Origin of the sequence: Streptomyces sp. NBC_00986, assembly GCF_045162565.1 — a bacterium.
Taxonomy (GTDB): domain Bacteria; phylum Actinomycetota; class Actinomycetes; order Streptomycetales; family Streptomycetaceae; genus Streptomyces.
This window is the reverse complement of the sequence record NZ_CP108733.1, coordinates 831,592-852,424: the sequence shown is the minus strand read 5'-3', so window position 1 is coordinate 852,424 and position 20,833 is coordinate 831,592. Positions and strand designations below refer to the sequence as shown.

General features: G+C 69.4%; 25 protein-coding genes and 2 pseudogenes. 6 read left to right on the top strand and 21 right to left on the bottom strand.

What is annotated here, in order from left to right; genetic code table 11:
* Positions 1-194 precede the first annotated feature (194 nt).
* The 3 genes from OG504_RS03730 to OG504_RS03720 all read right to left on the bottom strand — a co-directional run bounded on the left by OG504_RS03730 (position 195) and on the right by OG504_RS03720 (position 1,209).
* Complete coding sequence (locus OG504_RS03730; protein ID WP_405988394.1) at positions 195-512, bottom strand: esterase; 318 nt, start codon at positions 510-512, stop codon at positions 195-197.
* A gap of 103 nt (positions 513-615) precedes the next feature.
* The gene (locus OG504_RS03725) at positions 616-801 is read right to left on the bottom strand and encodes a hypothetical protein (protein WP_405988393.1); all 186 of its coding nucleotides are present in this window, start codon (positions 799-801) and stop codon (positions 616-618) included.
* Positions 802-861: 60 nt separating this feature from the next.
* Positions 862-1,209 (bottom strand): DUF317 domain-containing protein, encoded by a 348-nt coding sequence (locus OG504_RS03720; RefSeq protein ID WP_405988392.1) that lies wholly within the window; start codon positions 1,207-1,209, stop codon positions 862-864.
* A 219-nt stretch (positions 1,210-1,428) separates the two neighbouring features.
* On the opposite strand from OG504_RS03720, the gene OG504_RS03715 reads away from it, so the two are divergent.
* Positions 1,429-1,695: a hypothetical protein gene (locus tag OG504_RS03715; RefSeq protein WP_405988391.1), complete on the top strand. Its 267-nt coding sequence runs from the start codon at positions 1,429-1,431 to the stop codon at positions 1,693-1,695.
* A gap of 4 nt (positions 1,696-1,699) precedes the next feature.
* On the opposite strand, the gene OG504_RS03710 is transcribed toward OG504_RS03715, so the two are convergent.
* From OG504_RS03710 to OG504_RS03650, 13 genes and pseudogenes are all read right to left on the bottom strand, one after another.
* Positions 1,700-2,188, bottom strand: coding sequence for a hypothetical protein (locus OG504_RS03710; RefSeq protein ID WP_405988390.1), 489 nt, complete (start codon positions 2,186-2,188; stop codon positions 1,700-1,702).
* Between the two features lie 64 nt (positions 2,189-2,252).
* Positions 2,253-3,197 carry a DUF317 domain-containing protein gene (locus OG504_RS03705; RefSeq protein WP_405988389.1) on the bottom strand — a complete coding sequence of 315 codons (945 nt, stop codon included), beginning with the start codon at positions 3,195-3,197 and terminating at the stop codon, positions 2,253-2,255.
* Positions 3,198-3,317: 120 nt separating this feature from the next.
* Complete coding sequence (locus tag OG504_RS03700; protein WP_405988388.1) at positions 3,318-4,160, bottom strand: winged helix-turn-helix transcriptional regulator; 843 nt, start codon at positions 4,158-4,160, stop codon at positions 3,318-3,320.
* Between the two features lie 21 nt (positions 4,161-4,181).
* The gene (locus OG504_RS03695) at positions 4,182-5,006 is read right to left on the bottom strand and encodes a large ATP-binding protein (RefSeq protein ID WP_405988387.1); all 825 of its coding nucleotides are present in this window, start codon (positions 5,004-5,006) and stop codon (positions 4,182-4,184) included.
* The gene (locus tag OG504_RS03690) at positions 5,003-5,677 is read right to left on the bottom strand and encodes a hypothetical protein (protein ID WP_405988386.1); all 675 of its coding nucleotides are present in this window, start codon (positions 5,675-5,677) and stop codon (positions 5,003-5,005) included. The genes OG504_RS03695 and OG504_RS03690 overlap by 4 nt, the downstream gene beginning before the upstream one ends.
* Positions 5,674-6,150, bottom strand: a complete 477-nt coding sequence (locus OG504_RS03685; protein WP_405988385.1) for a hypothetical protein — start codon at positions 6,148-6,150, stop codon at positions 5,674-5,676. Before OG504_RS03685 ends, OG504_RS03690 begins: the two co-directional genes overlap by 4 nt.
* Entirely contained in the window at positions 6,147-7,004 is an 858-nt protein-coding gene (locus OG504_RS03680) for a glycosyl hydrolase (RefSeq protein ID WP_405988384.1), read from the bottom strand. Before OG504_RS03680 ends, OG504_RS03685 begins: the two co-directional genes overlap by 4 nt.
* A complete protein-coding gene (locus OG504_RS03675; RefSeq protein ID WP_405988383.1) occupies positions 7,001-7,588 on the bottom strand; it encodes a DUF4913 domain-containing protein in 588 nt (195 codons plus the stop codon). Before OG504_RS03675 ends, OG504_RS03680 begins: the two co-directional genes overlap by 4 nt.
* A gap of 92 nt (positions 7,589-7,680) precedes the next feature.
* Entirely contained in the window at positions 7,681-8,577 is an 897-nt protein-coding gene (locus tag OG504_RS03670) for a DNA cytosine methyltransferase (RefSeq protein WP_405996243.1), read from the bottom strand.
* A 118-nt stretch (positions 8,578-8,695) separates the two neighbouring features.
* Positions 8,696-8,875: pseudogene (locus OG504_RS03665) on the bottom strand (DNA methyltransferase); the annotation flags it as partial.
* A 1-nt stretch (position 8,876) separates the two neighbouring features.
* On the bottom strand, positions 8,877-9,458 hold the full coding sequence (locus tag OG504_RS03660) for a hypothetical protein (protein ID WP_405988382.1): 582 nt from the start codon (positions 9,456-9,458) through the stop codon (positions 8,877-8,879).
* A gap of 40 nt (positions 9,459-9,498) precedes the next feature.
* Positions 9,499-10,659, bottom strand: a complete 1,161-nt coding sequence (locus OG504_RS03655; protein ID WP_405988381.1) for a DnaB-like helicase N-terminal domain-containing protein — start codon at positions 10,657-10,659, stop codon at positions 9,499-9,501.
* A complete protein-coding gene (locus OG504_RS03650) occupies positions 10,656-10,901 on the bottom strand; it encodes a hypothetical protein (RefSeq protein WP_405988380.1) in 246 nt (81 codons plus the stop codon). Before OG504_RS03650 ends, OG504_RS03655 begins: the two co-directional genes overlap by 4 nt.
* Before the next feature lie 197 nt (positions 10,902-11,098).
* On the opposite strand from OG504_RS03650, the gene OG504_RS03645 reads away from it, so the two are divergent.
* On the top strand, positions 11,099-11,602 hold the full coding sequence (locus OG504_RS03645) for a hypothetical protein (RefSeq protein ID WP_405988379.1): 504 nt from the start codon (positions 11,099-11,101) through the stop codon (positions 11,600-11,602).
* Positions 11,603-11,825: 223 nt separating this feature from the next.
* Here the strand turns inward: OG504_RS03645 and OG504_RS03640 are convergent.
* The 5 genes and pseudogenes from OG504_RS03640 to OG504_RS03620 all read right to left on the bottom strand — a co-directional run bounded on the left by OG504_RS03640 (position 11,826) and on the right by OG504_RS03620 (position 18,358).
* Positions 11,826-13,614, bottom strand: a pseudogene (locus OG504_RS03640) (type IV secretory system conjugative DNA transfer family protein).
* Between the two features lie 111 nt (positions 13,615-13,725).
* Positions 13,726-14,376, bottom strand: a complete 651-nt coding sequence (locus OG504_RS03635) for a hypothetical protein (protein ID WP_405988378.1) — start codon at positions 14,374-14,376, stop codon at positions 13,726-13,728.
* Between the two features lie 129 nt (positions 14,377-14,505).
* A complete protein-coding gene (locus OG504_RS03630) occupies positions 14,506-15,738 on the bottom strand; it encodes an acetyl-CoA carboxylase biotin carboxylase subunit family protein (RefSeq protein WP_405988377.1) in 1,233 nt (410 codons plus the stop codon).
* Positions 15,739-15,812: 74 nt separating this feature from the next.
* The gene (locus OG504_RS03625) at positions 15,813-17,027 is read right to left on the bottom strand and encodes an MFS transporter (RefSeq protein ID WP_405988376.1); all 1,215 of its coding nucleotides are present in this window, start codon (positions 17,025-17,027) and stop codon (positions 15,813-15,815) included.
* A 53-nt stretch (positions 17,028-17,080) separates the two neighbouring features.
* Entirely contained in the window at positions 17,081-18,358 is a 1,278-nt protein-coding gene (locus tag OG504_RS03620; RefSeq protein WP_405988375.1) for a hypothetical protein, read from the bottom strand.
* A gap of 504 nt (positions 18,359-18,862) precedes the next feature.
* Here OG504_RS03620 and OG504_RS03615 point away from each other — a divergent pair.
* The 4 genes from OG504_RS03615 to OG504_RS03600 all read left to right on the top strand — a co-directional run bounded on the left by OG504_RS03615 (position 18,863) and on the right by OG504_RS03600 (position 20,663).
* Positions 18,863-19,432 carry a DUF4232 domain-containing protein gene (locus OG504_RS03615; RefSeq protein ID WP_405988374.1) on the top strand — a complete coding sequence of 190 codons (570 nt, stop codon included), beginning with the start codon at positions 18,863-18,865 and terminating at the stop codon, positions 19,430-19,432.
* Positions 19,433-19,701: 269 nt separating this feature from the next.
* Complete coding sequence (locus OG504_RS03610) at positions 19,702-19,932, top strand: hypothetical protein (RefSeq protein WP_405988373.1); 231 nt, start codon at positions 19,702-19,704, stop codon at positions 19,930-19,932.
* The gene (locus OG504_RS03605) at positions 19,929-20,168 is read left to right on the top strand and encodes a hypothetical protein (RefSeq protein WP_405988372.1); all 240 of its coding nucleotides are present in this window, start codon (positions 19,929-19,931) and stop codon (positions 20,166-20,168) included. Before OG504_RS03610 ends, OG504_RS03605 begins: the two co-directional genes overlap by 4 nt.
* Before the next feature lie 117 nt (positions 20,169-20,285).
* Positions 20,286-20,663: a DUF6233 domain-containing protein gene (locus OG504_RS03600; RefSeq protein WP_405988371.1), complete on the top strand. Its 378-nt coding sequence runs from the start codon at positions 20,286-20,288 to the stop codon at positions 20,661-20,663.
* Positions 20,664-20,833: the final 170 nt, after the last annotated feature.

The window sequence follows — 20,833 nt, the reverse complement described above, 5'->3', positions numbered from 1 at the left end:
GCGGTTTCATGCGATGACGCTGCCGACGATCGCCCGGACGGAGCGTTCTCATGCTGGAAGAGACTATGCAGGTCGCGACGAGTTTCTCGGCCTACGGACCGCTGACCAACGTGTCTTCACTGTTCGTCAGTTAGCGGGCGTACGGCAGGGCCGCCCCTGCCTGATCGGCGTGGGGCGGCCTTCTGCGGATTCAGTCAGACCTGGGCGAGGCGATTGGACAGGTCGAGGGCGGCGGTCGCGACCGTGAGGGCGGCGCACAGGCCGAGCACTTCGTGGAGGGTGGGGCGGACCAGGTGCGGCCAGTCGTCCGGGGCGGCGGGCCAGGAGGCGAGATGCACCTCGGTGGTGGCCAGGCCCAGGTGGGCGGTGACGTTCCAGCCTGTGAGGGAGGCCGGTTCCCAGTGCAGGCGAACGCGGCCGAGGGGAAGTCTCGGAGCTTCGGCGGCGAGCCAGGTGACGACGAGTGGTCCGTCGGGGAGGGCGGAGACGCGGTGGACCAGAGCGCCGCGCACTCCGTTAGGTATGGGGTGTACGGCGAGGCGGTGCAGCGGAAGGAGACGTACAGGACGGGGTTGCGACGGGATGCGAACCTCCTGGTGGTGTTGGTGGGAGTGGTCAGGCCCAGGCGAGGGCATCGCTGACCGCGAGCGGGAGGTAGTCCTCCTGGCCGTCGTCGGTGATGAACGCCTTGCCGTCCCGGACGACTACCTCGGCTCCCACGTAGTGGGCGAACGGGAAATCCGGATTGATGGCGAGGCGGATCGGCAGATTGGGGTCAAGGCCCTGGAGCTGGCGGAGCAAGTGACCAACGGTCAGGTAGTGAGGCACGGAGTCCTTCCGAGGCAGGGGTTGGTAGCGCCGTCAGCGGGTGGGGCTAGCGATGAGCGCGGCGAGGAATCCCGCAACAGCCTCGGAGGGCGTGTGGAGGCCGAACTCCTGGGTCCACGGGTCGCCTTCGGTGGGCTGCACCTGGACTCGCCAGACGATGCCGCGCTTCCAGGCGGTGGGGTCTTCAGGGAGCCAGCCGACGTAGACGCGGCCGTCCGGACTGGTCACGTGGACGTTGGCTTCGGGGGTGTCGACGATTGCCCAGCCCAGGGCGTCGAGGAGGCCGAGGACTTGGTCCGCGCAGTGGTCGGAGGAGAGCCAGTCGCGGTCCTCCACGGTCGGGCGGACGGCAGCGGGAAGGAGGGCAGCGGAGGCGTTCACGAGTATGCGATCCCTTCGATGACCTGCGGTTTTTCCAACACCCGTACGTTGACATGCGGTCTGCCGAAGGACGTAGTCGTTTCCCGGGGAACAGCGTCTGCCGTGGGCGAACTGGTCGACGGCGGCAGCGAGAACGTGTTTCCGGGAATGGATCGGTGGACGCGCTTGTCGTACGGGGGTTGCGGCGACGAGCCGCACGGGACCGAAGGGGGAACGGGGATGACGGAGTCGCGCAGACACTGGGACGGCGCCGCGTTGGAACGCAAGATCCGTGCCGCCGGGCGGCCGTGGACGGTGGGCGACATAGTGATGGTCGCCGACGGCCAGTGGGCTGTCGGAGTGCAATCCGATCGGCGGCGGGACGAGGACGCGGTGGTGGAGAACCGGATCGCGGACGGACGGCACGTCGAGTTGACGTGGGAGGAACTGGCCCGCGCGGTGGGCTCCCGTCTCCGGGATGCCCACCGTGACGAGGACGGCGCCTGACCAGTCAGCGGTGCGGCCCCGGTCCGGCCACCGACGGGCCGACACCGGCCGACGGAGCGGGTTGGTCGGGTGACCGGCCCAGGGTGCGTGGAGCGTGCGCGGAGCGGGCGACAGCGGCCTGGGCCAGCCGGACTGCTGGGGCCCGGTCGGCGGTCTCGGCAGCTTCACGCGCTTCGATCACGTAGCTGATGGCCTGTAGGGACGTACGGCTCTCCGCTTGAGCGACATGAAGGTCTGCCGCCGCGTTGGTGATCCGCTCCATATCGTAGAAGGTCGGCACGTGGCCTGAGCGGGTGAGGGCGTGCAGCCGGTCCTGGCGTACGGCCGCGGCGTTGTCGGTGACGACCAGGGCCGAGCGGATGTGCATGGCCGAGCGGAGGAGCGGGTCGTTGTTGGGGCGGCGGACCGCGAGGGCTTCGAGGTCGTCGATGGAGTGGCCCCAGGCTTTTTCGATCATGGCGGTCGCCTGGTCGAGTGCAGTGGCGTCGGGCATGGAGGAACTCCCGGTATTCGGGGTGCTGTTGCTTGAGTCAGAAATGGGCCCGGAGCCCCCGGGTTCAGCGGCTGTAGCGCCGCTGGGCAGGCGAACTGGCCGGCGGCAGGGTCCCGGGAAGGTGCGCGGGCTTGCCCGACCGGATCTGGGCCGATGTCGCCGTGCGGCTGCGGGCGGCCATGATTCGGAGGTCGGCGGCTGTCTGCGGGACGCGTGCGGCACGGTGGACTGCCTGGGCGACAGCGGTGCGGCGCACGTCGAGTGGGGTCGGAGCACGAGGGATCTGGGGTGTGGGGGGAGCGACAGGGGTGAGCGTGACCAGCTGCTCCATCTTGCGGTGGAGGCGGTGCCGTGAGCGGATCACGGGGGTTGGATCGGCCATGGCGGCTGCCGTCGCGGCGATGAGGTGGGACGGGGTGCGGGCGGTGAAGACCGCCTCGGCGCGCGTGCCCCAGCCCGGTGGCCCGGCCCACAGCGTGACGTTTTCGTCGTCCCAGGCGGAGAGACGGTTGTCGATCAGGACGCCTGCCTGCCCGTCGGGGGCGACGATCTCGACGGTGCCGCGTTCGGTTGCTTTACGGCGCCAGCCTGCTTCGATAAGCGGTCGGACGGCGTCCACCCAGTACAGCGAGGGGCTTGCCAGGAAGCGTCCGCTGCCGTCGTAGGGATCGGCCCCGGCGTAGTCGTGAACCAGGGCGCTGGTGAGGCCTGCGACGATCTCGGCCGGAGTGACGTGGTTGAAGGTTGCCGTCCAACGGGTCGCGGGGGCGGCTTCCTCGGCGGCAGTGATCTTCCACAGCTCGAAGTCGTCGCCGAACCAGCCGATACGGATCCTCTGGTCGGGCGAGGTGACGAGGAGCTGGCAGGGGCCCTCGTCGAGATGGTGATGTGGCCAGTGGGCGACGGGGGCGAAGCCTGCTTCTCCGGAGCCGTTGGAACCGGCCAGGTACCTGGGGCTGACCAGTACGTCTTCGAAGTGGTTTTGGTCGTAGGGCAGTTGGGGGCTCATCGTCGGGACTCCGGGGCGTGGGAGGACAACGCGCCCGCGTGCGCAGGGGGTTGGTCTGCCGGACTGCACGCGGGCGCAGTGGCAACGGGGAGATGCGGCTCACTCTCAGCGCCACGTGGATCACCGGCTCCGGGAGGATGCCGACCGGGTGGTGACGGCTGCCGGCACCTGCGGTTGAGGTTGCGGTGCGTGACTGAACAGGGCATTGAGCACTGCGGAGCTCCGGCGCAAGGCTGCCGCGGTTCGGATGCCGTCCGCCCCCGGCGTGACGTCGGTGTGAGTCCGGGTGACAGTCGTGACGCGGGCAGGGGGCGCCGAGTTCCTCCATGAGGAGACGGGGTCGCTCCAGTACTCCACAGCCCCGTAGACAGGACCCAGCGCCCGCCCGGCATCAGTCAGGACGTACGGGTCACCGTGGCGCGGACCGGTGCGCGCGACCAGCCCGTCGGCCTGAAGCCGGTTGAGTCGATTCCGGGTGTAGCCGTTGTCCAGGCCGGTCTCCTCAGCGATGTGGCCGAACCGCATGGGGCCGTTCGCGTCGAGGAGCTGGATCACGGCGGTCGAATGGCGAAGGTAGAGACGCTGCACGGCGTTCTCGACGCGTTCGGCGCCGGCCATGCCGCCGAGCGGCAGATGGGTCTGGGACCAGTTCGACATGGCGTCGTGAACCGAGGAGAGGGAATCGCCGAATGCGCTGAGCTGGTAGGGAGCACCGCGGTGGTGACCGACTCGGACGACCAGCCCATCAGCGTGCATCTGGGCCAGCCGCTTGCTGACGAACGTCTCGCTGATGAAGGGGAGTTGGGCGGCGATCTCACCCACACGCATGGGGCGACCCTGCTGTGCCAGGGTCTGCGCCGACCAGGTCGTCCACCTGGGTGCAATCAGGCCCAGAGCGTCCTCGATGCTCTGGGCGTCGATCCAACGGATCGAGAAGTCGGAGGGCTGTACGGGGGTGGTCATGGAGGAGTTCCTTCTGGGGGATCAGAGCGAGCGGGAACGCTTTGTGGCCGGGCCCGTCGCGCGTGTGGCAGATGGGCCGGCGGCCCCCGGGAGCGCCGCCGTGTTGCTGCGGTTGAGGGCGGCGGCGACGCGTGGCGCGGCGGCATGCGCTTCTCGCAGGGCCACCTCGCCTTTCGGCGTGAGTGAGAGGAGCTGCCCAGGCCGGTACAGGCCCTCGCTGGTGTCCTGGTCCAACAGCCCGTCGGCGACCAGTCGTTGGACTGTTTCGGGCCAGACCCTGTCGGCGGGGCGCTCGCCGCGCGCGTCGGACAGGGAGATGCAGCCGTAGACGCCGCTCTGGTGGAACCGCAACCCGCCGGCCTCGACAGCCTCCAGGGCCCTGAGTTGGAGATCAGGGGACACGGCCCAGTCATCGTCGTGGCCGGAGACTTGACCGTTGTGTAGGTCGGGGGCTTTTGCGTCTGCGGCCGGAGCAGCGTCCGGCTCGGGAAGGAGACGGCGGTACGCGGAGATCGACTGGACTAGTTGCTCGTAGGCCTCGTTCTGGGCCGAGACGAGTCGGCCTATCTGCTCGATCGCGGACCGCAGCGGAGTGTACGAGCTGGGTGCACCGTTGAATTCGCCTCGCGCGACCGGTTCGAGCACTCCGAGAGCGGCCCGGGTCGCGCGAGTCACCCGGCCATGCAGCTCGTCGAGTTCGTGGGCGGCCCCGATGACGAGCGTTGAGGCGCGGTACAGCGGATCACTCGGCCGGTAGGAGATGTTCAGGGTCCAGGGGTCCTCGATGCCGAGCATCTCGGAAACGAGGTGAGCGCCCGGCCGCTCGGTCGCGTCATGGGGGTTCACTCGGCGGACTCCATCCGGGCGAGCAGCGAACGGACCAGAGTGGGCAGGCTGTCGGGGCCGTCACCGGTCCAGACGTGGTCGGTCGCCTCGCCGAGGACGTACGCGGCGTCTTCGAGGAGGCCGCTGGAGATCTCCATGCAGGCGTCGGTGATCCGGGAGGCGGCGAGCAGGGACTCGGAGAGCACTTCGACGTAGTCGGCCGGAGGCAGCCCGGCTGCCTCGGCGGCGGTATGGATCGCCGCCAACTCCATTGTGCTGAAGGCGAATTCGGCGTTGCTGTCCTGCTTCATCTTGGCGGACGCCGCCGCGGCAGGGGCCGGGGTCGGTGGTTGCACGGGGATGCCCACGCGCGTGCAGATCTGGTCGACCGAGCTCGTCAACTCGGCGAGGGATTCGGTGAGCCACCCCAACGCGGAGGCATAGGAGGCCAGGGCGAAGAGACCCGCGGGCGTGGTGGGGAGCGGTTCGTCGGCCAGGAAGCCTTCGAGTCGGTCGTTCAGCTCGCAGACCACTCGGGGTCCGGCGGACAGTGCGCCCAGCACGGGGTGCAGGTGGGAACGGCTGATGGCCGTCGGGTACTCGGCGGTGAGGATCCCGGAGATGCTCTGTGCGGCATCGGTGAGGAGAGCCGCCAGTTCGCTGCGGGCCATGGGGGCGCGGTTGGCAGTCATTGCTGGGGAACCTTTCGGGGTGCGGAGGCCGCGGGTTGAGCTGTCGCTGGAGGGGCTGCGGAGACGGCCGTAGGCAGGTCGACCGCGCGGGGAGAGCGCGATCGGGCGGCCTGAACGCGGGCTTCGGTGGTGGAGGCCGTCTCGGTGTCCTGGCGAGGGCCGGTGCGCAGGTGGGCTGAGCGGTAGACCGCGTAGTCCTGTCGGCTGCCGGCGGCGACGAGATAGATCTCGCGCTTGTGGCTCGACGTAGGCGGGGCTGGGCGGAACTGGATGACCATCCGGTACGAGACGGACGGGTCGACGTAGACCTTGTGGAAGCCCGCGAGGCGGCCTTTCAGCGGCAGACAGTCGTCGCTTCCGTGGACCAGGTTCTGCAGTTCGAGAAGTGCCAAGTCCCTTATGTCGTCGGGGAGTTCACGCAGGTCCGCGATGGCGTCCGGGTGTGCGGCGAAGGCGAAGCGGGCGCGGCTCACATCGGCCTCCGCGGGGACGGCTGCCGGGCTGCTTCTGCCGACCGCGCGAGGTGGGTATCGAGGCCGGTCTTCGGGAGCGCGGAGACACCGGCCGACCGGGTGAGGGCGACGCCGGCTCGGAGGGCGGCGGCTTCGTCGCGGTATGCCGGCTGTGGCAGCGGATTGCTGCGGTCCTCCAGCCAGTTGCGGGCGGTGTCCTCGTCGGCGAAGGCACCCTCGCGCATCGTGTACGTATGGGCGTCCACGTCACCCTCTTCGAGGAAGACCCGAATCGGTGCCTGATCGGAGCTGGAGTCCCGGGTCAGCGTCCACGTCTCACACGGGTCGAAGTCCGAGGTGTGGCTGGCGAGGATCTCGTAGCGAGCGCCCGACTCCCGGATCTGCTGCTCGATCCGGACGGTGAGGTCGTCGGCGGGCTTCATGAAGTTCCCGTCGACCTGGGTGATCTGCTCGGGTGGGCAGCCGCGCTCGATCAGCCAGTTCTGCGCGAAGGCCACGGTGGCGTGATAGGCCGACTCGAAGGTGAACGTGTTCAGACTCAGATCCCGCGCGACCACGATCGCGACGACCTGAGGATCGCCCGGAATGCCCCAGGTGATGGATCGGTCGTGGGCGACGACGAAACTGTGCGAACCGTAGGGAGTGGTGTGGTGCCTGGCGAGGACCGTGAGGTCGCCCGGCCAAAACGCCTCCTCCGCACGCTCGGAGGCCGTGTCGGCGGGCTCGAAGTCGTCGAGACGGAAGTCGAGTTCGTCGGCCGCTGGGTCGGTGGGCCAAGAACCTTGCTCCGGATACGCGGAGTCCGTGTCGTTGGGCTCGAAGTCGTAGGGGCCGAAGGGGTGTCCGTTGGTCATGCCGCCAGTCCCAGGTCCTCGGGCGCGGGCGTGGCCAGCACTCGGTGGTTGGGCCGGGTCGGGCTCGTCGTGCATGCGGCGAAGGGGCCGTCGGGAGCACGGAGTTGGACCAGCGTGTGGTCGAGATGATCGCGGTGCCACGTCGAAGGACTGGACAGGCCGGCCTCGGCGTCGGTGAGCTGCTGCCACGCGAGCCAGAGGGCGTGCAGCCGGGCGACGGCCTCGGGGTGTTCGTGCCACTGCGCACACCATGGGCGGGTCGTGCTGATCTCCCGTCCGTAGACCGGGAGGAAGAGGTAGTTCACCCAGTCGCTGAGGGCGGCGAGTTCGACGCTGTAGGCCTCGCCGCCCAGGGCAAGGATGAACACCGACGTGGGCCCATCCGCCTCGGAGGCTGTTTGTGCCGTCGGAGCGTCGACACCCTGAGGCGCAACGGCGGGCTCGGAACCCAGGCGGTCGAGGATGACGCCGTGCTGCCTGACCTCGGACATGGTCTTGGCGAGGGTGCTGGCGAGGTCGTCGAGGTCCCCGTCCGGGACCCGGAACGGCTCCGGGACGGGGGCGGTCGTGCTGGTGTCGGACATGAGGGCGTGCTCCATCTGTGAGACGGCGACATGCCGAAGAGGGTCCGCAGAAACCGCGATTTGGCCCGGCCGGGAAACCCCGCTAGAGGGCGCTACGCGGTCGTGCAGCGCGGGCAACGGGGGAAGGGGGTCAGCAACTGCATTGCCCGGGCGGCTTGTTGAGGCACGACGCCGTTGCCGAGTGCAGTGAGCTGAGCCGGTCGGCCGAGCCCCGGAGTAGCGGTCACCCAGCCGGGCTCCAGGCCCTGCATCCACTCCACGAAGTCGGCGCGCAGGCGTCCGGCGGCGTCGGTGGGCGGTGGCGCGGGGCGGGTGAGGATCTCCCATCGGGCGATGGCGGCGGCGTACGCTCCCCATCGCCCGTCGCTTCCCCGGACTCCGGAGGCGTCTCCCTCCAGAGCGGCAGGACCTCCGCCGGCAGGGGCGGGTGCGAGCCCTTGCCCGGGTGGAGGCCGTGGGTGCCGGTGCTGCTCGCCCTCTTGGTGGGGAGCAGGGACGCTGCCGCGCTCGGCAGGGTCATGTCCCCGTTGCCGTGCCGCTGGTTCGGCGAGCCCTTGATCCCGTCCGATGCCTTCGGCGTGGGCAGGAGCCACTCCACCTCGTCGGCAAGGTTCGGGCCGTGGCCCCCGCTTTTCCTCTTTGAGGGGTGCTGGGAGCCGCCGTTCCTGCCGATGTTGCTGGTCGGCGTCTTGAACAGGGTGTTCGGCGGGCCATGCGGTGAGGAAGGTGCGCTCGCGGCGATGGGGGGCTCCGATGTCGGAGGCGCGAAGCACGAGCCATCGCGCGTCGTACCGGAGGTCGGCCAGGGATCCGAGTACGGCACCAAGTGCCCGCAGAGGAGGCTGGGTTGGGCCGTCTCCCAGACACCACGGGCAGAATTCCACGTCGCCAGGGGCGCCGGCGGGCGATGTGAGGAGTCCGCGGACGTTTTCGATCACCACCAGGCAGGGGCGGAGGGCTTCGACCGCACGGGCGACATGCAGCCACAGCCCCGAGCGGGTGTGGGCGTTGAGTCCGGCGCGGCGGCCGGCGACCGAGACGTCTTTGACAGGGGAAACCGGCCGTCAGGACGCACACCCGGGGGACGGTGGACCAGTCGACGGTCGTGATGTCGCCCAGGTTCGGGACACCGGGCCAGTGGCGGGCCAGGATGCGTGAGGCGTCCGGATTGACCTCGGCGTGCCAGGCTAGGGTGCCGCCGAGGGCGGACTGGACACCGAGGTCCAATCCGCCGTACCCGGAGCAGAGCGAGCCGATCAACGGCGGGCGCGCGATGGTGGGTTGCATGTCACCGGCCACGAGCTGTCCGGTCCGCAGGAGTTGCGGCTGACGGGGGAGCAGCGGGAGGTGAACCAGGAGTTGGAACTGTGCTTGTGGTCCGGCTGCGGGCGGCTTTGAGCCGCAGATTCGGAGGCGAGACCATCGCCGATGCGACGTGAAGGGAGTCGGCGGCTTCCCGTAGGGCTGTGTCCGCCATGTCGAGCGCGTCGCTGAGCACCAGTGTGGCCGCCTCTCGCGCATCCCGGGCATCGGGCTGGTCGCGGAGGTGCTCGGTCTGGTCGAGGAACGAGAGTTGATGGGCCATTGACCCGAGGGCGGATGCTGCGCGGCCCGCAGGTTCCAGAGCGGCGGCGAAGCCGGCGATGGCCCGGGCGGAGTGGGTTTCCCGGTCCTGGTCGGCGGCGCGGAAGAGGACTTCGTCGCCCAAGTTGGTTATCAGCTCGCCGAGTTCGGAGATCTGCCTGGCGATGGCGACGTTGTCGGGCGACCGGTGAAGGTCTCCAGGAACCGGCAGTTTGCCGCGCTGGGCGTCGAAGGCCGAGGCCGCGGCACGCAGGGCCAAGGCGTCGGAGAGGGGGGTGTTGTTCACGGTGAATCCCAAGAGAGGACGAGCGACGAACAAGGGGAGGTCAGCCGTGACCACGCGAGAGAGGACGCGTGGCGGTCGAGACGGGCATCGAACCGGTCCGCGCCGAGGGTGGCGGCGCTGGGCGCGGCGTGCTGCGGGCGAGGGCTGCGTGGGCCCGCGCCGGTGAAGGAACCGACGCCGTTGGTGTCCGAGAGGGAAGGCCGTTCGCGCTCTGCCATCGGGAGCGCACGTCGTCGAGCGGGCCCAGCGCGTGCAGAGCGTGGTTGATGAGCTGCCCGGGTGCCAGTGCCTCGTTCTCCGCCAGGGACCGCACGGCACGCGCGGAGGCGCCTGCCGTGCGGGTGACCGAGGAGCGGATGACCCGCTCGCCGAGCCACTCGGCGCTGCCGGCGCCCACGCCGTCGCAGATGATGGTGAGCTGATCGGCGGTCAGCGTTCCGTCGGTCAGGAGCCCGCGTCGCTGGGCCTCCCAGAGCAGGGTGATCCGGTCGATGGGCTCGCCTCGGTGGTGCAGCGCGCCGAGGCAGCGGTAGAGCTGCTGGTGGGCCGGGTCGGCGAAGTCGTCCGGCCGCAACCAGTCCACCACCTCGTCCATCGCCCCGAAACGCTCGGCCAAGACGGCCAGAAGGAACTGCTCGTCCTCAGCAACCCGGTCGGCTAGGACCACCGATGGAGCGAGCGGTGCAGTGACCGGCACAGGAACCGGCGCGACGGGGCGTGGTTCGGTGCCCCAACGCCGTGCGAGGTCACCGAGCACCTCGGCCAAGACATCGGCGTGGTGCAGGGCACCCTCGACCTCACCTAGAAGGGCGTCGGCACGAGCCGCCTGGTGGAGGCGGACGGCGTGTTCGGTGACGCGGCGATGGATCGCGCCCTCCAGCACCATCCGGCCGTAGACCGGGGCGTGTTCGGAGCGAGGGCAGGCCGAGATCAGGATGTGAGGGTAGGTGGCGGTCAGACCCCTTACGTGGCGGCCGGCCTCGTTGACCGCGTCGGTCACCCACGACAGCGACGGTACGGACTTCTCGGCTGCCACCGCCGGATGACCGCGGTCTCGGAGGGCGCGCAGAGCGGCGAACAGGGCTCGGTGGACCGGCCGGTGGAAGTGATCCGGGTCGAGCCAGTCGAGACGGGAGAGCTGGCCGGGCTCGATCAGTACCGAGCCGAGAACCGCCTGCTCGGCCTTCAGCAGCGGGTTCATCGCAGCAGCCCGAGGTGGGATGGCGGCGGATTGTCCTGCTGGGTGCGGAGATTGGCGATGACCTGGTCGGAGGCGGCCATCGCGGCGGCGAAGCGGTCCAACTCACCGGTGAACGACGGATCGGTGGCCAGGACCGAGCCGGAATCGGCGACCAGCCACCACTGGCCACCGCGCCGGACGGCCGGCGACTGGGCAAGGCGTTCGGAGCGCGGCGGAGAGGCGGACGGAGTGGGCGAGGACACGAGGTAACTCCTGAACAGGGGAAGAGGAAGGCCAGGCCGGTGAGATCGACGGCTGCCTGCACAGGGGTGTCGGAGCGGCAGCACCAGGGCGAGTTCGACGGGTGCGGCGCGGGGGTGACGAGCCCTCAACTGCTGGGCAGAGTCACCGTTGCGACGCGCGATCTCGCCGGACGCTGCGGTTCACGAGGGGGCAGGTCTTGATCGACTGGCAGGTGGTGGTGTCCAGCGCGGGAAGCGTGCTGGTCACGCTCTCGGGTGTGGTCGCTGGTGCGGTGCTCGCCAATCGCTCGCAGAAGCAGCACAGAACTCGTGATCGGCAGATTGACGCGTGTGCTGCCGTAGTTGCCGAATCCACGCGCGTTCAGATCGCAATTCTGCGTGCGTGGAGGGAGGGCGCAACGGTTGACTGGACCGCCTGGAACATCGCCTTGGGCACTATCTGGCTGGTCGGCACACCGCCGGTGGTGAGCGCAGCAGCACAAATGGACGAGGTCTTTTGGAGGTACAGCAACCAGTTCATCCGAGGGGAGACCGCCGACGAGGGAACCTGGGACACGGTGAGAGATCTCATGGAGGCCGCGCGTCTCGACTTCATCAATGTGGCAAGGGACATGTCCGAAGCCGGCGAGCCCATGACCGAGGTCCCAGTGCGTCGCCCTCTACTGCCGGATCCGCCGGGACCACCGGATAGCAGTAGCTGACCTCGCCCGTTGCCGGAGGACACCTGCGGGACCAGAATCCCGGCGGGCGCCGCGATCTCCCGCTCGATGCGGTCGAGATGGTCGTAGATGGCGCGCGGCTCCCAACCGGTGTCCGCGAAGATCGCCACGTTCAGGCCGGGCAGATGGCCCTCGGCGGCCATGAGCAGCAGGCAGGTCGACTGGACCCCCGCGCCGAGCGAGAGCATCTTGAGCGTCGGGGCGCTCATGCCGACAGCCCGAAATCGTCGCGGCCCACGGACTTGGCGAGGGCCCGTTCCGTGATGGCCTTTGTCGCGCGGGCGGAGGCTGGAGCGACGGCCTTGGCTGAGGGCTCTTTGTACCAGGGCCGCAGATCGAGCATGGCGACCCGGATGCCGGTGGCGAGCAACAGTGCCTTGCCCTTGGGGAGCGCGCGGATCGCGTCCGGGGGCAGGATCCGCTCGGTGCGCATGCTCACCGAGGTGGACTTGCCGCTCTCGCTGGTGGACACCGAGGTGGTCTGGACGTCGTGATCACCGATCTGCCTGCTGAGCCGGTCGGCGAAGTCGGCGTCGTCGATACCGCTTCCGATGATCTTGATGGTGGCGGCGGACCAGAGGGCGTCCATGCCCGCCTCGCCCCAGCACCGCTGGCCCTGCCGGTAGGACTGCAGGATCGTCATCGGGATGACGCCCCGGCTGCCCAAGTGGGAGTACAGGTCGGGGAGATCGGAGATCTTGCAGACGTTCGCGGCCTCGTCGAGGACGCACAGTGCGGGAGGGTCGAGGCGCCCGCCGGAGCGCTCGGCGACGACTACGGCCGCGCGCATCACCGCGTCGGCCGCTGCCGCGATGATGGCACTCGCGCTGCCGCCGCCGTCCTTGCTCAGCAGGTACAGGGTGTCGCGGGACGTGGCGAACGTGAACGGCTTGAACTCGGGGAGGTCCTTGCTGGGCGTGACCCAGGCCGCGACGTCCGGGTCGAGGAGGCAACTCGCGTACTGCCGCGCGGTTTCGTAGATGCCGTCCCGCGTCTCCGTGGCCCCGCTCACGGTGCCCTGGAGCTGGGCGGCGACCGCGTCGTGTCCGGCGTCGGTGAGCAGGTCGACCGGGGTGCGGTCGGCGGGGGAGGCGAGCCAGGCCAGGACGTCGGTGATCGGACGCCGGTGGTTCGCGGCGGCGAGGAACAGCGCGCCGAGGGTGTTGCTCGCGGCGGTGGACCAGAAGTCGGATCCGTTGGACTCGTCCACGCTCGCGGCGACGAAGTGTCCGGCGAGACGTTTTGCCCCGGCCAGGTCGCGGGCGTCGGCCAGGATGTCCCACCACATCTCTCGCGGGTGGTGGGCGATCTGCTGGGGGTCGAGGGTCCAGACCGTGCCAACCTCGGCGCGGGCGTCCACGGTCGCGGTGAAGGCGTCGGTCGCCGCCTTGTTGGAGGTCAGCAATACCGAGCCAGGAGCCGCGAGGATCGCGGGGATCGCCAGTCCGGAGGTCTTCCCGCTCCGTGGAGCCATGATCGCGACGATCACGTCCTCCCAGGATGCGCGGACGTCGGCCCGGCCGGGGGAGAGGGCGCCCAGCAGGATGCCGCGGTCAGCAGGAGCGACCTCTTTTGCACTCCTGGCCGTTCAGGGACGGCCGCAGGCTCCGGGCCTTTGCGGTGATCTCCTTGTTCATCAGCGGGGCGAGGTCCGCCTTGCGGGCGAGGCCGTTCTTCGCGCCGCCGCGCAGACGACGCCACAGGATCAGGCCGACGGCGGTCAGCGACACGGTCAGCAGTCCGGGGATGATCCGCGCGCTGACGAGCAAGGCTGCGGGACTCAAGGACGGCCACAGCGCCTTTGGGTGGAGCAGCGCGTCGGTGGCATTGAAGGGCGTCCAAGTTCCGTCGTGGAAAAGGGAGTTGGTGATGTTTCCGGTCAGCCAGGCCAGTGATCCGAAGGCGAGGGCGATGCCGAGTGTGCCGATGAGGAGGGAGAGGAGCGCGTCCGACCCGGTGGTGGTCGAGGGCGTGCTGGTACGCGGTGCAGGCACGGTGGTTCCTGGGGGTGAGCTCAGGCGGGTGAGGTAGGCGGGGCGCGCGGGGCTGTTCTGCTGGTCATCGGGGTAGCTCCTGTTTGGGAAGTGAGGGTGAGATCCGGGTCATCAGGTGCGGGGAGCGCGGGGCGGCGAGGGGTCGGCCGACGCCTGCGGGGGACTCGGTGAGGGCGTCGTACGGTGGGCGACGGCCTGTGGCGAGCCAGTCCGGGCGGCGCGCTGACGGTTCGTTCCTGGATTCCTCTCGGCGGGTACGGCGACCGTGTCGGTGCCGAGGGCATCGCCGAGCTGTTCATCGGTCCGCAGGGCGTTGACCATGTCGTGGTGCCGGGGGTCGGTGGGTTCGGCCGGGCACACGGCAATACCGACCACGGCGCTCTCCAAGGCCTCCTGGACGTCTCGGAGCATGCCGCGTGCGGCGGCCAGCCGTGTCCACGTCTCGAACGTCGCGTTGGAGTGCGGGTCGTCGAATTCCAGGCGCACGCGGGTCCAGTCAGCCGTTGCGGCGACCAGTTCGGTCAACTGCGGCAAGGCGCCGTTGACCTCCTCGATGAGCGCGGCGACCTCGCTGGGTGCAGCGGTCTCCGTGAGCCGGGCGATCATCCCGGAAACCGAGTGCGGGTCGGCGGACGGGCGTGGCAGGGGACGGACTCGTGGGGAGCTGTCAGATCCGGGAAGCGGGTCGCCGTAGGCGAGCCGGATGTTGTGCTGCATCGCGGCGGCGACGGCCTCGCCCATGCTCGGGTAGGACTGGGGCACGGTTGTTCCTCGCTCGTTGTGCTGGAGCTTCGCGCGGCGGAGAGATACGCGGCAGACGTGCCATCCATCTGGAGGGACGGACTCGGTGGCCGGGGACACGTCTGGTGGCGGAGGAGGGCAGCGACGAGTTCACGGTGTGACCGACAGAGTCAGACCGCCGGCGAGGGACGAGAGCCTGTTCCGAGCTGCTGCGGGACTGTCGGCGGTGACGATGAGGAGGCCGACCCGGGCGGTGCGGTAGTCGCCCGCCGGTGGCAGGACGACCCGCTCTCCCACGTCGCGGAGCCAGGTCAGTTGGTGCAGCCACAGAGGCCGCGGGTCTGGGACGACGGCCAGGTCCCGTACGGAGAGGATGCCGGTGGCCGGGGGATACAGGATCTTGATCGCAGCGGTGGCGTGGGCCGTGCGCGTCAGATCGGGAGTCCTCCCGCAGGCGACGTCGGCGGCGATCCGGGGCAGGTCGAGGCCGGTGGCTAGGCGGACGAGCTTGCCGATCAGGTCTCCGGCGATACGGGAGTTGACCTCGATGATCCGCGGACCGGAAGCGGTGAGGCGCATCTCTACGTGCTGGACGCCATCGGTGACACCCAACGCCCGGACGGCCTGGACGGCGATGGGGGCGACCTCGGGCAGAAGTGGGTCGCCGGCATCGACAGTGTGGCCGACCTCCTCGAAGTACGGAGGGAAGGCGACCTCCTTGCGGGTGACCGCCAGCGCGGTGGTGACGCCGTGCCGGGTGACGCACTCCACCGATATCTCCGGCCCTGACAGGTACTCCTCGACCAGCACACCGCTGCCCTCCGGTCCCTGCTCGCCAGCTCCGGCGGATGCGAACTCCCAGGCAGTGGGCAGGAGTTCGGGAGTGTCGACGCGTATGACGCCGATGCTGGCCGCGTGGGAGGAGGGTTTGAGGACGACCGGAAAGCCGGTGCGGACCGCGGCGGTGGTCGCCTCGGCCAAGGTGTCAACGCGCGTGGACGCGGCCGAGGGCACGCCGTGCTCGGCGAACAGACGCCGACTGGTCGCCTTGTCCCGGCAGGCGGTCATCGCCACCGTGCTGTTGCCGGGCAAGCCGAGGCGGGTGGCGAGTTCGGCGGTCGCCACCAGCGTGTACTCGTCCCAGGTGACGACTCCGGCGATGGAGTGGCGAGCGGCCAGGGCCAGGCCGGCGGCGACCACGGCCGTCGGATCGCAGGTGTCGGCGACCTCGTGGTCGACCACCAGGTGTTGCTGCCAGGTCGGCGGCTTGGTGTCGATCAGCGCGATCGGATACGCGGCGGCGGTCTGTTCGATGCAGTAGCCGCGAAAGACGGGATTGGTTCCGCCGACGACGATGAGCAGCGGCTGGGCGGATCGGGACATGGGAAAACCTCCATCGAACGGCAGTGGGAAAGAAAAAAGAGGAAGGAGCGAGGCGCGGGTTGTCGGCTAACGGCTCATCGCCGGGCGTCCGCGGGGGACGGTTCCTTGTTGCGTGTAAGAACCGGTTGCTGAAGCGGCTCGTACGCGATCCGGTGCCGCCGGAGACCGGCGAAGCATGCGCTCAGTGCCAGGCCCTGCACAGCCGCGCACGCCAGCAGCAGGTGCGGAATCTCAGCGGCGGGAACGGCCGCGATCAGGGCTCCGGCCAGCGGCAGAGGTATCACCACCAGGATGATCGTCACCGCCAGGGTGGAGCCGAACGCCCGTACCGGAATGAGACGGGAGCGCAGCGTGCGCAGGATGACTGTGATCGCACCTTCGCTGGCCATGACCACCGTCACCATCACGATGTACGCGGTGAAATCCGGGGCCAGTGCGGTCGCCACGCACGCGGTGGTCGAGACGCTGGCCGTCACCGCGCCGACCGCCCAGACGCCGAAGCGGTCGATCGTACGGCGGCTGGCCCACACGGCGATCAGGGAGGCAACGGCTGCCGCGCTCCAGACCGAACTCACGGCAAGGGCGGAGTGATGGAAGTGATGGATGACCATGATTGGGGCGGCGGCCTGAAGGACGCCCGTGGCCAAGTTGGAGGCGGCCAGGCCACCGACCAACCAGGCGAGCGCCGGGGTACGGCGCACGGTCGTCCACCCCGTCAGGAGACTGCTGGGCACCGGGGCGTGACCCGTAGCGCCTCCATCGGCCGACGTGGTCGCTGCAGCAGTCAGGGCCAACATCGCAATCGTGGCCATCAGTACGGTCGGGCCGAGCAGTAGGAGCAGACCTCCGAGAAGCGGACCGACGAGCATCGCGCCCTGGTCGATCCCTGTCTGCACGGCCTGTACGCGGTGCGCCGCATGCCCCAACCTGCGGCCGGCCTCGGCACCCAGGGTCTCCACCGAGACGAAGGAGACCTCTGTGAGTAGCCCCGAGACAGCGCCGAAGGCCAGGACAACGCCGGTGGTCGTCGGCCCAGTGCTCGGCAGGGCCAGCAGTACCGCACCGGTCAGAGCGACTAGGACCGTGCGGATCAGGTTGGACATCTGGAAGACACGGCCGGCACCCCAGCGGTCGACCAGCGACCCGGCGAAAGCGAAGGCAGCCAGTCGCGGCGACCAATCGAGCAGAAATGCCAGGCCGGTCAGGGCAGTTGAGCCGGTGGTGACAAGGACAAGCAGCGGAAGCGCGTAGGTGGCTGTCGCGCCGGCCAACGCGTCGGCGGCGCGCATGACGTAGGTGCGTGGCGGGCCGGAAAGGGGAGTGCGCGAAGGGATCATCCCGGTCACCGGGTCCGGAGGCTGGGAGCCTGCGGCGCGCGTACGGCCGTGTTGGTGCCCGCGGCCCCGGCATCGGGCGATGGGGAGAGCTTGGCCCTTGCCGCTGCGGGCGATGTCCCAAGAGCGGCGCATCGGGAGTCGGGGAGTTTCGGGGACAGCGGCTGGGTCTCGGCCTGAGGGTGAGGCGAGTTGCCGACATGGCGCAACTCACCTTCCCAGTCAATGAGTTGCGACTGCGCTGAGCTGACGAACTCCGCGGCGAAGTCGAACCGGTCGGCGAGCTGGTACGCCTCGTCATCAAGGTCGGTGATCTGCTCGCCTGCCGCCTCCAGCGCTTCCCGGATGCGCTCCAACGCGCCGTGTTCGGGGTGAAGGAGGTGGTCGACCACCCGGAGAAGGGCGGCTCCGCCCTCGGCTGACCTGATCTGATCGGTGAGTTGAAGGAGTTCAGCGCCGGCGATGTAGGGCCCGAGAGGATGTACCGGGGTGCTCGTTCGGGAGGCGTCGAGAGCGGGGTCGAGGTCGACACCGTAACGAGCGGCCTCGAGCATCTCGGCTGCGTGGGTGGCGATGGCGACGCGGTCAGCGGCCGGGGTGGTGGTGGGAAGGCGATGGCGTCGGCCGTACCAGTCCTCGATCTGCTGGAATCCGGCGTGCCTGAGGAGCGTGGCGGAGAGGTCGTCGGTGGCGCCCTTCGCCGAAACGCTGCCGCTGGGCTCGGCGGTGATGGTGATGGAAAGGGCAGGCACAGGGGTCTCCTCGGCGCGGGGTGTCGGGTGTGGAGCGGTGGGCTGGTGACCCAGCTCGGCGGCGAGGCGGTGGCACTCGGTTTGGAGGCGGAAGGCGTCGCGGTAGGCGTTGTGCAGGCTGCCGTCCTCGCGAGCGAGGGTGGCCACGACGTGCACTTGCCGGGGCTGGTTGCGCAGGGCGATCCACCGGCAGGCATTCGGATCGCCGTTCGGGGCGATCCCGGTGGCGGCCACCAGGCGGCGGGCGACGGCGGCCCACTGCGCGTCGGTGAGATCTGGTCGGCGGGGGTCGGAACGGACCGAACAGATCCATACCGGCCGTTCGGGAGCGCGGACCCCGAGGCGCTCGACGGGTGCGTTGAGGGCGTGGGCCAGGTAGGGCAGCGAATCAGGCTCGGCGAGCAGTTCAATCGGGGCACCGTGGCCGTCTCCCGCGATCAGCCGCGGGCTGGTGTGGTTACCGCGTTCACCCGGCCCGTACAGGTACGTGAGCAGGCCGACAGTGTCGCTGGTGCGCTGCAGGTGGGCGATCACGGCGTTTACCTCGAAGGGGCCTGGTGGACAGGAGCCCGGATGTTCGGGCTGTCGAGGAGAGAGGATCTGCGGGATTCGCGATTTGGCACGGCCGGAGATCGCTGGTAGAGGTCCGATTCATCGCGCCTCGCCGAAGGGCTCGGCGTCACACGGGGGCAGGAGAGGGGTGTCCCGTGCCGCTGGATCTTGACCGTTTGCCATCGGCCTTTGACGGACGCGAGTTTGTGTCATCGGAGTTTGATCACCACAGGTCAGCGACTCAACGCACCTTCGGTACGCGCCGGGGCGTGGGAAAACCCGTGGCGCGCTGGAGGTGCTTCTGCCTGCCTTGACGGTCATCTGTACGGGTGCAGCCTGTCGTCACCGTTCCGTCACAAGCAGTCGCCGCACGGAACCCTGCCGCTCTCCCGTCCCCTCTGCACTCACGTACCACGACCACTCGCACCGCGGGGCAACAACCGACGACCGAAACCCGCGGACGAGACGACTCAGGGGGACGACAGCATGCGGCAAAGCATCGGCATTCGCAGGGCGGCTCTGGCGACGACGGCGGTCACGGCCGTCGCGGCGGCGGTGACCGGCATCCTGCCCGGCACCGCCATGGCGGCGAGTACCACCACCTCCACCCCGCCGCCCGCCTGCCCTGCCTCCGCCCTCCAGGTCAGCGCCTGGCAGGCCGCCCACCCGCCCGTCGGGACCGGGACCGGGGCGGCGGTCGTGCAGTTCACCAACACCTCCGGGAGGACGTGCGTCCTGAAGGGCCATCCGACGGTCGCGGGCGCCGGCAACGGCTCCCCCTCCCACAACACCCCGCTCACGGTCACCCCCACCGGCAGGGCGACCACCGTGACGGTCCGGCCGCACCACAAGGCGTGGGTGAAGCTGACCTTCGTCCAGGTCCAGGGCGAGGGCGACGGCTACTGCGTGTCGGGCAAGACCCCGAAGGCGTATCCGACGATGGTCATCGGGCTGCCGCACTCCGGGAAGCACCAGGTCGCCCTGAACGACGGGTGGTGGGCCGAGTGCGACAACAAAGTGACCGTCACCCCGGTCTCGTCGGTCAAGCCTTCCTGACCCCCCGTCCCCACATATCGAGCAGCCTGCATGACGATCGCAAGGCTCTGACCTACACGAGGAACTGCACATAGGTGCAGGTCAGCGACTCAGCACACCTTCGCTGCGCTGAGTCGCTGACCTGTGGTGATCAAACTCCGATGACACAAACTCGCGTCCGTCAAAGGCCGATGGCAAACGGTCAAGATCCAGCGGCACGGGACAAGGGGGCCCAGCGGCCGGGCGCGTCAGCTTGGCGAGAAAATCGAACATGTGGCCTAATAGCTGTCATGGAGCACGTCCCTCTCCCTCCCGACCTGATCGAACTCCAGGCGGACTGGCAGCGCACATACGCAGAGCTCGCCGTGCCGCGCCCCGTGCACGTCACCACCCTTCGCCGCCGCCTGCATGTGCTGTCCGGTCAGCTGCTGTTTCACCCGTACTGGTCCAGCCCCCGTCGACTGCCCGGCGCGCGGGTGGAGCTGCGGCGGCAGGCCCGCGCACTGGGGCGGTTGCCGTGACACACCTGGTCCGACTCCAGTTCGCGACCGGCGGGCCGGCAGTCTCCGGGGAGTGGGCCGACGATGCGACAGCCCGCCGAACCTGGCGGGACTGGGTCGGGCTCTACGGCAGCGACGAGAAGGTCGTCATCCGACTGACCGAGGACGCTGACGGGAACGAACGTGTCCTCATGGCCTGGGAGCGGGGGCGCGTCGTCGGGACGGGATCGGACGGCGGTACCCGGTCCAAGAGCTAGTGGGCCCACATGCCGTCCGCTGAACCACCACCTCCAGAGGTTCGAGTGCTCCTGCCCGATGGGCAGGAGCTACGAGGTCGGCTACACGCCCGAGGACAGTTCGCCAGGTCAGGGTGGATGTACTGGGTAGCCCTGCCCATGTGGGCCGACGACCTCGACGCCGAGACCGTCGAGCCGCGCGAGTACCGCGTCTGGCTCACCCCTGACCAGGCGTCACCCGTCGATGGCGTCCGGTACGACGCCGTCCCCACCTACCCACTGCGCCGCGAGGAGCCAACAGCTCAGGCAGCCGACCGGTGGGCGTGGAAGATTCAGCGGGCCCCGGCCATCGGAGGTCGTCCCGCCGCGCATATCGTGCACGTCTGGGACTGTGAAGAGGCGCCCCGGGAAGCTGAGGAACTGGACGTATTCGCCGCGCTTGAGGTCCTGCGCCGCACTGGCGCCATGCCCTGTACCGAGTGTGGGGCGGATGCCTCCCTCGGGCCGCTGGCGTAGCCGGGACGAACCGCGTGTCGCTGCGTGCGCTCCCTCGCCAGGGGATGTCTGGGCCGCGCATACGGACACCTGAAGTCCAGCTGTCGCATTCCGTACCCGCCCACCGTCAATTCCCGTGAAACGGCTGCCTCAAGGCAGCGCGATTCCTATGCTGACCGGTGGCATACCGG